We start from the raw sequence: 9,635 nt of genomic DNA, 5'->3' as shown, positions 1-9,635 counted from the left end.
GGGCTCCTTCGTTCGGTCCAGGACGGCCAGAGCGCGCGTCGTCGGCGGCAGGGCGGCGAGGAAGTGCGCGAAGGAGAATGGCCGGTACAGGCGGACCTTCACCAGTCCCACCTTCTCGCCGGCCGCGGCGAGCGCTTCCACGGCCTCGTGCGCCGCCTCCGCCCCCGAACCCATCATGACGATCACCCGCTCCGCGTCCTCGGCACCCACATAGTCGAACAGGCGGTAGCGGCGTCCGACCCGCTCGGCCAGCCGGTCCATCACCCGCTCGACGATCTGGGGGCACGCGGCGTAGAAAGGGTTCACCGCCTCGCGCGCCTGGAAGAACACGTCGGGGTTCTGCGCCGTCCCTCGGATGAAGGGCCGGTCGGGGGAAAGGGCCCGCTCGCGATGGGCGCGCACGAGCTCGTCGCTCACGAGCGCCCGCAGGTCCTCGTCCTCGAGAACCTCGATCTTGGACACCTCGTGCGACGTGCGGAATCCGTCGAAGAAGTGCAGGAAGGGGACCCGCGCCTCCAGGGTGGCCGCGTGCGCGACCAGCGCGAGGTCACAAGCCTCCTGCACCGACCCGGACGCGAGCATCGCGAACCCGGTCGCCCGCGTGGCCATCACGTCGCTGTGGTCGCCGAAGATGGACAGCGCCTGAGCGGCGACGGAGCGCGCCGCGACGTGGAAGACGCAAGGGGTCAGCTCCCCCGCGATCTTGTACATGTTCGGGATCATGAGGAGCAGACCCTGCGACGCGGTGAACGTCGTGGTGAGGGCTCCCGCCTGGAGCGCGCCATGCACGCATCCGGCGGCCCCGCCCTCGCTCTGCATCTCGATCACCCGGGGCACGGTTCCCCACAGGTTGGCGACGCGCTGGGAAGCCCACTGGTCCGAGAGCTCGCCCATCGGCGAGGAGGGCGTGATGGGATAGATGGCGATGACCTCGCTCAGGCGATAGGCCACCCGCGCCGCGGCCTCGTTCCCGTCCAGGGTCAGCATCTTCTTCGGCATGGCTCGCTCTCCGGGGGTCTTACGAAACGATAAGCTCTCCCCGCTGATTCTAGGCGTCCGACCGCTCCGTCCCCGGCCCTCTTGAGCCAGGTCAAGTCACGGTTTGACGGGCTGGATCGACTCGAGCCGACGCCGGACCTCCGGCTCGAGCCGCGTCAGGCCCGCCTGACGGCCCGCCGCCAGAGCCTCTTCGGGCGGCAGGCCTTCGAACATGCGCGCGTGAAGCGCGAACAGTGCGCCGACGCGGTTGCCGCTGGCGCAGTGGACGATCATCGGGCGCGCCTCCGGGTCTTCCAGGATCTCGTGCAGCGCCCGCACGTTGTCCTCGGTGAGGCCCGCCGCGTGGTCCACGGGGATCGCCACGTAGCGGAGCCCGAGCCGGCGGACCAGGTCCGGCTCGTCGGGGAGCGATCCCGCCTCGCCCTCGGTCCTGAGGTTGACGACGGTCCGGTAGCCCGCCTCGGCCGCCCGGCGCAGCTGCTCGGCGGTGGGCTGACCTCCCGTCAGGACGCCCGGCAGCGGGTGGCGCGCGTTGGGGATCTCGATCGCGCCGGCCGGCGACGGCTCCCGGCCCGCCGGGGCGCCGCAGCTGGCCGCCGCGGCCAGCAAGGCGAGCGAGGCGGCGAGGCGCACCGATCTCCAGCTCCAGGTCATCGCGCCCTCCGGTTCTCCCCGGATTCCGATGATAGCCGCTCGCCGGGCGGCCCCGCCCGGCCGCGTCGCCGCCCGGCCCGCGAGGCGGTACGATGCGCTCCGCCCCGAGGAGGCCGGATGCCGAGCACGGATCGCGCGCGGCGGGAGGGCGGGCATCGCGCCGTCGTTCTCGCCACCGGCAACGAAATGATCGCGGCAGGCGCTCTGGCCGCCGGGTGCCGTTTTTTCTCCGGTTACCCGATCACCCCGGCCTCCGAGATCTACGCGGAGATGATGCGCCGGCTTCCGGCCGCCGGCGGGGTCGCCCTCGGAGCCCCCGACGAAATCAGCGCCCTGTCCTACGCGGTCGGGGCGTCGCTGGCCGGTGCCCGCGCGATGACCGCGACCTCGGGCCCCGGGTGGTCGCTGATGATCGAGACTGCCCAGTACGCGCTGATGACCGAAACGCCGGTGGTGATCGTCGTCTCCCAGCGGCTCGGACCGGCGACGGGAGGCGCCACGCAATCGGCGCAGGGTGACGTGCTCTTCGTCGCCCACGCCAACTCGGGCGGCTACCCCGTTCCGGTCCTGTGCCCGGTGGACGCGATCGACGCCTACGCGGTGACGATCCGCGCCTTCGACTGGGCCGAACGGTTGCGCACCCCCGTGATCGTCCTGACCGACAAGGAAACCAGCAAGACGATGGAGGCGGTTCCGCTCGAGGCGCTTCCGCGGCCGCTGGTCGGCTCGCGCCCGAGCCCCGCCGACGACCGTCCGTACGTGCCCTACGCCATCGAAGCGCTGGAAGACGTGCCGGCATTCGCCCCCGTCGGCGGCCCCCACAAGGTGACCGTCACCGGTTCCGCCCACGACAGCCGGGGGCTCCTGAGGAAGAACGATCCGGAAACCCTCCGGCAGCTCGCCCACCTGAGGGCGAAGATCGAGGCGCGGGCGGAGGAACTGGCGTGGGTGCGGGAACGGGGGGAGCGGGAGGCGGAGACGCTGGTGGTGAGCTACGGCTCGAGCGCCCGGGCCTGCCGGGCGGCCGCGGCGCGCCTGCGGCAGGAAGGAGTGGCGGTCCGCCTGCTCGAGGTCCTGTCGCTGTTTCCCGTCCCCGCCGGGCCGATCGCCGAGGCCGCCCGCGGCGCTTCGCGCGTCGTGGTCGTCGAGGAGAACGGCCCGGGCCTTTACGCACGGGAGCTCCGGGCGGAGATCCCGGGTCTTCCGTTGCGCCGGGTGAACGCCGTGGGCCGGCCGATCGACCCCGCCGAAATCTGTGCCGAGGTGCGGCGGTGACGGCGTTCCTCGACGAGCGCTCCTCTCTCCCGTACTGCCCCGGATGCGGGCACTCGCACGTTCTCCGGGCACTCGACGCCGCGATCCAGCGCTCGGGCGTCGAACCTCGGAGCGTCGTGCTGGTCACCGACATCGGCTGCGTCGGCCTCGCCGACCGGCTCTTCCCCAGCCTCCACACCGTTCACGCGCTCCACGGGCGGGCGGCGGCGGTCGCCTGCGGCATGCAGGTGTACGCCGCGGGCGCCGGGGCGGCGCCGGTCAAGCCGATCGTCCTCGTCGGTGACGGGGGGGCAACGATCGGACTGCTCCACCTGGTCCACGCCGCCCAGCTCGACGCCGACGTCACCGTGCTGGTCCACAACAACCTCGTCTACGGCATGACGGGGGGGCAGCATTCCGGTTTCACCCCCGAGGGCCTGCCCACCACGACGACGCCCGGGGGGAACCCGGTCCCGCCGATCGATCTCGCGGGAGTCCTGGCCGCCGCGGGTGCCGGATACTTCGCGCGCTCGCGGGTCCCGGCCAAGGAGCTCCCGGACCGGCTCGCGGCCGCGATCGCTCGCCCCGGGTTCGCCTGCGTCGAGCTGCTCGAGCTGTGCCCGACGTTCGCGGCGCGGGTCGGCGGCGTCACCGGGAAGGATCTGGGCCGGTTGGCGGAGGAGCGCGGCGGGGAAGGGGTGATCTTCGATAGACCGCCGCGGCGCGGGACGATGCGAGCCCAGGCCCCGCCTCCGGCACCGCTGGAGAATCCCCTCGAGCCGCATCCCTCCTGGTCCGCGCTGGGGCGCACCGTTCGGGTGGCGATCGGCGGGAGGGCGGGAGAAGGCGTGCAGTCGGCCGCGCGGCTCGCCGCGGCCGCGGCGGCGCTGGCCGGTCTTTGGGTCGCGGTCCGCACGGACAACCCCGTGACGCAAGGGACCGGATTCTCCCTGGCCGAACTCGCGCTCTCCCCGGACCGCGGCGAGGCCGCGGTGCCCGGCTCCCCCGATCTGGTCATCGCGATCGCTCCGGAGGGGATGGCGGCGCTGGGCGAACGCGGATGGCTCGGCGAAGGATCCCCGGCGGCCCGCACGATCATCGACGAGGAGCTTCCCGGGGGGGACGGGCTGGTCGCCGAGAGGGAGCCTCTCGTCCGGCGCTTCGGACGGCGGGGGGCGGCGCTCGGCGCGCTGGCGCTCGCGAGTGCGCGCGGAGGATGGTTCGTGCCCGACGCCTGGCGGGCGGCCGCGGAGCGGCTGCCCGGGTCCCGGCGTTCCGGAGCCGAGCGGGTGCTGGAAGAGGTGTTCGGCCCGGAGGGGGGCGCCTGAGAGGCGGTCGAGCCGACGCGGTGCCCGGAGCGTCGCGCCCGCGGGCGCGCCGGGGGTGCGGGAGATCGCCTGTCGCCCGGTTGCCGCTCCCGCGCCGGATCGCTCGCCGCGCCCGGCCGGGCTGCGGCCGGCCGGACACGCACCGGCCGCACCGGAACCGAGCTTCCGGTGCGCGCCGCGTGGGCTCGCCGCCGCCGCGGGGCGCGCCGAGCGCGCGAGCCCCGCGTGCTAGCATCCCGCGCATGGGCTGGTTCCGGAAAGAGTTCCGCCTGACTTCCTGCGCGGCCTCCGGCGGTTGAGCGGCGAAGATCGGGCCGGGGGACCTGGCCCGCCTGCTCGCACCGGTCGCCCCCCTCGCCGGCGGGGACCCGCGCGTGATCGTCGGACCGGAGACGTCCGACGACGCGGGCGCAGTGCGCCACGGCGACGAGGCGCTGGTGGCCACCGCCGATTTCATCACGCCCGTGTGTGACGACCCGGAGCGCTTCGGCCGAATCGCGGCGGCGAATGCGCTGTCGGACATCTACGCGATGGGCGCCGCCCCCTTGTTGGCGCTCAACATCTGCTGCTTTCCCGAGACGGCGCCCCTCGAGGTCCTGCGCGCCATTCTCGAGGGGGCCGTCCGGGTCGTGAAGCGCGCCGGTGCGGTGTTGCTGGGGGGGCACAGCGTGCGCGACCGGGAGCTGAAGTTCGGGCTGGCGGTGGTGGGTCTGGCCGAGCCCGATCGGCTGCTGACGAACGCCGGGGCGAGGCCCGGCGATCGGCTCGTCCTCACCAAGCCGCTGGGGACCGGTGTCCTGGTGAACGCGTTCCGTGCCGGACGCCTGGGGGAGAGCGAATTCGATCCCGTGCTCCGCGAAATGGAGCGTCTCAACGACACAGCCGCGGCTCTCGCGCGCCGGCACCACGCGAGGGCGGCCACCGACGTGACCGGGTTCGGCCTCGCCGGACACGCGCTCGAGATGGCGCGGGCGTCCGGGTCGGTCTTCCACCTCCACGCGGAGCGCCTCCCGGTTCACGACGGCTTCGAGGCGATGGTGAAGGCCGGCGTCACGACGGGGGCGACACGCGCCAACCGGGAGAGTTGCGCGGGCGCGGTCGATCTCGCCCCCGGGCTCGCTCCGGAGAGGGTGGAGCTCGTCTTCGACCCGCAGACCTCAGGGGGCCTCCTCGTCGCCGTTCCCGCGGAGGAGGCGGAGAGCCTCGAGCTCGCCCTGCGAGCGGAAGGCCATCGCGCCGCGGTGATCGGCGAGGTCCTTCCCGGCGAACCGCGCGTCAGGGTCGCCTGAGCGTCCCCGAGGACGCCCGTTCAGCGCCGGCTGACGTGCCGGCTCTGCCGGTCGTAGAACCGGAGCGGTTTGTCCGCCCATTCGCCGGCGTAGGCCACGCCGATCCGCGGACCGACAGCGATCCGGTTCGGGGGCAGGGGACGGCCCCAGGCGAGGTAGAGTTCCCGGCTCGTGACCAGGTCGATCCCGTCGAGCGATCCGTCGATCGCGAAGGCCTGCGTCAGCTTCGCCGGTCCCGAACAGAGTTCCGGATCGGGGCGCCCGGCGCGCAGGCGGCGCATCGTCTCGAGTCCGGTGATCGGCTCGACGGCCCGGATCAGGCACGCCTCCGGCCGCCCCTCCGACGCGGCGACGACGTTCAGGCACCAGTGCATGCCGTAGATGAAATAGACATAGGCGTGCCCCGCGTCCTTGTACATGCTCTCGTTCCTGGGCGTGCGGCGGCCGCCGAACGAGTGGGCGGCCCTGTCCTCCGGTCCCAGGTAGGCCTCCGTCTCGACGATGCGGCCGGCGAGAACGGTGCCGTCCGGGAGGTGCCGGACGAGGAGCCGCCCGAGCAGCGAGCGCGCCACGGTCACGGCGTCGCGCCGGAAAAAGCGCCGCGAAAGGCGCGAGCCGGCGGAGCGATCAGCGCTGGACATCCGCTCCCGCCGGCTCCCAGGCCGCCACGTCGCCGGGTCGGATCGTGCCGCCCCGAAGGACCTCCCCGTACACCCCGCCGCGCCAGGACCGAGCCAGGACCGCCCGGAGGCCCGGCCAGGCTTCGTCCATCCTGGAGCACGGCCGGCTCTCGCCGCGGACGACGAGCAGGCACTCGCCGAGCCGCAGGACGCGGCCGGTGCTGTCAGCGAGATCGATCCCCTCCAACAGCAGATTGGCCCGGCGCAACGAGGGGTCGAGCCGGCGCCCCAGCTCCGCCGTGGCCTCGTTCCAGCGCCCGAGGTCGAGCACCGTCACCTGCCGCCGCCCGCCCCGGTCGGCGTTGCCCTCGAGTCCGATGCCGGCGACGAGGGTTGCGCAGCGGCGCGGCTCCATCGCCGCGCCGTGTGCGGGCTTGATCCAGATCTGCACGATGCGGCCAGCCGGGACCATGGCGCCTCATGCTGCGCCGCCCCCGCCGCGTCCCGCAACAAGGGGGTTTCGGCCGACCGGGGACCGTCGTAGCATGGCCGTCAAGGGGAGGTGCACGATGGCCTGCCGCCACATGCGGATCCCCCCTCCCGCTCGCCCGGGCGACGAATGGGTTCCGCTCGCGCTCCGGGACGCGATCTGCAGCCTGCGGACCGCGAACCCGCGCCTTTGGACCGACACGCTGCGCCGCCACGGGGTGCCGGCCGACGAAACCGACGTCACCTGCCGCCACAACCTCGAGGGGTCGTGGGAGTCGTGCCCCCTCTACCGCGAGGGGCGCGCGCCGGCCGGGCCGCACGCGTCGTGAGGGGATCGGCCCGCCCGAACGGGGGCGGGCCGGCGCAACGGAAGAAGGCGCGGGCGGCGCTCGGCGCCGCCCGCGCACCCGGTGTCCCGCACCGCCGCCGGGGTTTGGGCCGACAGGACTCCCGGTTCTTGGTTAGTGGTGATGATGGTGATGGTGCCGGCGGCGGTGCCGGTAGCCGTGGCCGTCGTGGTGTCGCTCGCGGTGCCGGTGCCAGCCCCGTTCCCAGGGCTCGAAATCGGGGCACCGCGCCGCGGCTTCGCCGGACCTCCAAGCGGGGCCGGCGGTGCAGCCGCAGGGTGGGACGGAGGCCGGCGGAGCGACCCAGCCGGGGGCGAGGCGCACGACCGGCGGTTCCTCGAGGGCGAAGACGACCCGATCCCCGCCGAAGGGGCCGTCGCGATGGACGACCCGGACATAGGCAGGGCCCAGCCTGAGGTCGAGCCCGAAATCGAGCGCCGACCCCGCCCGTGCGGGGAGGCCCGCGGGAATCGCGAGCAGCAGCAATCCGGCGATGCGAGCGTTCCTGATCACGGGAACCTCCTTCGCCCCGGCCTTTTGCGGGTTCCGTGCCAGACTCGGTTCGCCGGCGGGCTCCGGGCGGGACGGGCCGGCCGCCGAGAGTCGGGCGTTTCCCGCCAACCGGCCTCGCTGCCGGCAGTTGGGGCGTCACCGCTCGCGGGCGGCCATCGCGGCGAACCCTCGTCCCGGGCGACTCCGCGCCGGGACGCGCCCGGGAGGTGGCCCTCCCGGACCGAGGACGCGTCCCCGCGGGGGGACGGGAAGTGTCCCTGGTGGGGGTCGCCGGGCCGGGAGAGCCGCCGCCTCCCCGCGGGAGTCCCGGGAGCGCCGCGGGCGTCCCTTCAGGGGCAGGACCCGCTCGTGTCCTTCCGCGTGGCGCAGATGCTCGACGCGGACGGCCGCTCCGCTCCGCCGGAGGTCACGCCGTGCGAGCCCTCCAACCCGTTGCCGTCGTCGGAGACCACGATGACGCCGACGTTCCCCGCCGGAGAGGGCCCCGTCCAACTGCCCGAAACCCCGATCGAACACGTCTCGTCGGCGACGGTGTAGCTCGCGATCCCACCGAGGTCGAACCAGACGAGATGGTTGTCGGGCGGCAGGCAGTTCTCCGTGCCCCAGGTGATCGTCAGGTCGCTGCCTCCGGCTCGCGAGACCATCACCTGAGATCCCGGCACGGTGTGTCCGTCGGGGGTCGGGGGCGGTGGGGAGGGAGCGGGCACGTTCTCGAACCGGACCGATGCGATCATCTGATTCCCCGAGAACGAGCTCTGGCGCATGTACTGGGCGATCATCCACAAGCGGTTCCGATCCTCTGGATCCGGATACATCGCGAAGTAGTCGCCGTGCCTCCCGGAGTTGTTGTCGCGCGTGCCGTCGGTGAGCAACTCCGCGTATCGAACGGTCCCGTCGGCGCCGATGTTCCAGTACCTCCCGGTGACGTACAGGGACGGGCCGGAAAAGGCGCTGAGCATCGCGAAGTCGTTGTCCTCCGTATCCGGGATCACGTACGGGAAGTAGGTGTCCCGGCTCGGGTCTTCCAGCTCGTAGGTCGCTTCGCGAACGGCCGTCGGCCCGGTGACGTCGATCCTATGAACCCAGGCGGCGATCGAACTGTTCCCCTGCACCGCGTGCGCGGTCCAGAGCTTTCCCGCGTGATAGGTGACGTTCCAGACGGAACCGCCGAGGGTGTCGACCCCGGCGCCCCCCGGCTGGCGGGCGCTGCCGGGACCCCAGTAGAAGGCCGGCAGCGACACGGTCTCGGCGTTGAGCGTCGGCGAGCCGAACCGGGGGCCGGTCAGCCGGAAGAGGTTCAGGATGTCGCCAAAGGCGCTGCTCGACTGCGCCAGGTAGTACTCGTCGTTCGGCACGATTTCGTCGATGAACGCCGGGCGAAGCCGGAACGGGGAGCCGCCGCTCGCGCTCGTCACGTCGATGATGTGCGTGTTGTCGAGCGGACGCCCGGCGTAGCCGTCCTCCTTGTCGTAGATGAACAGGGTCACGTTGTCGAACGCGTCGCTCCTCCTGAACATGTTGGCCGTCAGGTAGACGGCGTTCCGATCCAGCCCGATCGAGGCATAGTCGGCCCAGTTCGGCTCCTGCCCGCGGTCAGCGTCGATCCAGTACTTGTTCCAGGCTCCCGAAGCGTCCTCGGTCTGGGAAAAGGCGATGTAGATGCGCGAGTCCTGGGCGCTGCCGTTGTCCGCGAGCACCGTGACGATGAAGTGCCCCGAGAAGGGATCGTGCACCGCGAGCGGGTCGAACAGCGAAAACCCGGAAGGGACCCCGAAGAACGAGCGCAGCGAGGTGGGCCCACTGACCAGGTTTCCCGACTTGTCGTACATCGCGATCCGCAAGTTGACGAGCGAGACGACGTGGATCGAGCCGGCCGCCATCACCGGATCGGGTGGCGCGATGCCGCCGTTGTACGGCCCGTCGAAACGGACGTCGATCGCCGGGAAGGAAGCCGCCGGGGCTCGCGGATTCGGGTCCACCAGGACGAGCCCCCGCCCGTCTCCACGGGCCGAACCGCGCGGCGGAGCGGTCTCTCCCAACACCGCGGCGTCGGGAAACAGGTTCCGGATCGTCCGCCGCGCCTCGCCGCGGGGGACCGGGGGCGCCTTCGGCAGCGTGCGGGCGACCACCGTGCCCTCGGGG

At 72.8% G+C, this 9,635-nt stretch carries 10 protein-coding genes; 4 read left to right on the top strand and 6 right to left on the bottom strand.

Annotated features, from left to right (window positions below):
* Positions 1-999, bottom strand: a 999-nt coding sequence (locus D6718_13300) for a pyruvate:ferredoxin (flavodoxin) oxidoreductase (GenBank protein ID RMG42888.1), incomplete at its 3' end; no start/stop codon positions are given.
* A 96-nt stretch (positions 1,000-1,095) separates the two neighbouring features.
* Positions 1,096-1,809: a hypothetical protein gene (locus D6718_13295; GenBank protein ID RMG42887.1), complete on the bottom strand. Its 714-nt coding sequence runs from the start codon at positions 1,807-1,809 to the stop codon at positions 1,096-1,098.
* On the opposite strand from D6718_13295, the gene D6718_13290 reads away from it, so the two are divergent.
* From D6718_13290 to selD, 3 genes are all read left to right on the top strand, one after another.
* Positions 1,771-2,928, top strand: a complete 1,158-nt coding sequence (locus D6718_13290; GenBank protein ID RMG42886.1) for a pyruvate flavodoxin/ferredoxin oxidoreductase — start codon at positions 1,771-1,773, stop codon at positions 2,926-2,928. The genes D6718_13295 and D6718_13290 overlap by 39 nt on opposite strands.
* Positions 2,598-4,235 carry a hypothetical protein gene (locus D6718_13285; protein ID RMG42885.1) on the top strand — a complete coding sequence of 546 codons (1,638 nt, stop codon included), beginning with the start codon at positions 2,598-2,600 and terminating at the stop codon, positions 4,233-4,235. Before D6718_13290 ends, D6718_13285 begins: the two co-directional genes overlap by 331 nt.
* A gap of 242 nt (positions 4,236-4,477) precedes the next feature.
* Positions 4,478-5,524 carry a selenide, water dikinase SelD gene (selD, locus tag D6718_13280; GenBank protein ID RMG42884.1) on the top strand — a complete coding sequence of 349 codons (1,047 nt, stop codon included), beginning with the start codon at positions 4,478-4,480 and terminating at the stop codon, positions 5,522-5,524.
* A gap of 20 nt (positions 5,525-5,544) precedes the next feature.
* Here the strand turns inward: selD and D6718_13275 are convergent, their stop codons facing one another.
* Together D6718_13275 and D6718_13270 are read right to left on the bottom strand one after the other, a co-directional pair.
* On the bottom strand, positions 5,545-6,165 hold the full coding sequence (locus tag D6718_13275; GenBank protein RMG42883.1) for a DNA-3-methyladenine glycosylase: 621 nt from the start codon (positions 6,163-6,165) through the stop codon (positions 5,545-5,547).
* Positions 6,152-6,616, bottom strand: coding sequence for an MOSC domain-containing protein (locus tag D6718_13270; protein RMG42882.1), 465 nt, complete (start codon positions 6,614-6,616; stop codon positions 6,152-6,154). The genes D6718_13275 and D6718_13270 overlap by 14 nt, the downstream gene beginning before the upstream one ends.
* A 97-nt stretch (positions 6,617-6,713) precedes the next feature.
* On the opposite strand from D6718_13270, the gene D6718_13265 reads away from it, so the two are divergent.
* Positions 6,714-6,962, top strand: coding sequence for a hypothetical protein (locus D6718_13265; GenBank protein RMG42881.1), 249 nt, complete (start codon positions 6,714-6,716; stop codon positions 6,960-6,962).
* A 132-nt stretch (positions 6,963-7,094) separates the two neighbouring features.
* Here the strand turns inward: D6718_13265 and D6718_13260 are convergent, their stop codons facing one another.
* Together D6718_13260 and D6718_13255 are read right to left on the bottom strand one after the other, a co-directional pair.
* Complete coding sequence (locus D6718_13260; GenBank protein ID RMG42880.1) at positions 7,095-7,601, bottom strand: hypothetical protein; 507 nt, start codon at positions 7,599-7,601, stop codon at positions 7,095-7,097.
* 221 nt (positions 7,602-7,822) lie between these two features.
* Positions 7,823-9,635 (bottom strand): hypothetical protein (locus D6718_13255; GenBank protein ID RMG42879.1); only part of this gene is annotated, 1,813 nt, incomplete at its 5' end.

It is taken from the genome of Acidobacteriota bacterium, from assembly GCA_003696075.1.
GTDB lineage: Bacteria > Acidobacteriota > Polarisedimenticolia > J045 > J045 > J045.
The sequence above is the reverse complement of the archived record's forward strand: the minus strand, read 5'-3'. Positions and strand labels throughout refer to the sequence as shown.